The sequence below is a fragment of the Haloarcula sp. Atlit-7R genome, assembly GCF_003666065.1.
GTDB lineage: Archaea > Halobacteriota > Halobacteria > Halobacteriales > Haloarculaceae > Haloarcula > Haloarcula taiwanensis.
Genome location: NZ_QXIK01000125.1, coordinates 1 through 437, shown reverse-complemented (window position 1 = coordinate 437; position 437 = coordinate 1). Strand labels below are relative to the sequence as shown.

Genomic DNA, 437 nt, shown 5'->3' with positions numbered 1-437 from the left:
GGTTCAAGCCCGAGAACGTCGCCGAGGGCGAGTTCCCGCTCGTCGGCACGCCCGAACAGGTGCGCGAGCGACTGGCGACGTTCGTCGAGATGGGCTTCGACGAGGTCGTCGTGGAGTTCGTCGACTTCCCCGAGACGACGAGCGCCGAGTTGTTCGCCGAAGAGGTCGCGCCGGCGTTTCGGTAGCTCGCGGGACGAGAGACGAGAGGCCGCCAGCGTTCGGTGCGGCAGGGAAACCGCCGGACAGCCCGACGAAACTGTCGAGAGGACTGTTCGGCGTCGACGTGGGCGCACCCCGCGTCCTCGACCGCTTGGACGAGTTCGGCGTCGAGAGCATCGTGGACCTCACGGAGCGGCGGCCGACCGGCTACCGCTCGCCATCGTGGGACTTCTCGACCCACACGCTCGGCATCCTCGACGAACTCGGCTTCGAGTGGG

General features: G+C 68.2%; 2 pseudogenes. Both read left to right on the top strand.

Annotated features, from left to right (window positions below):
* A pseudogene (locus D3D01_RS22960) lies at positions 1–185 on the top strand (LLM class flavin-dependent oxidoreductase); the annotation flags it as partial.
* 71 nt (positions 186–256) lie between these two features.
* Positions 257–437 (top strand): annotated as a pseudogene (locus D3D01_RS25185) (polysaccharide deacetylase); the annotation flags it as partial.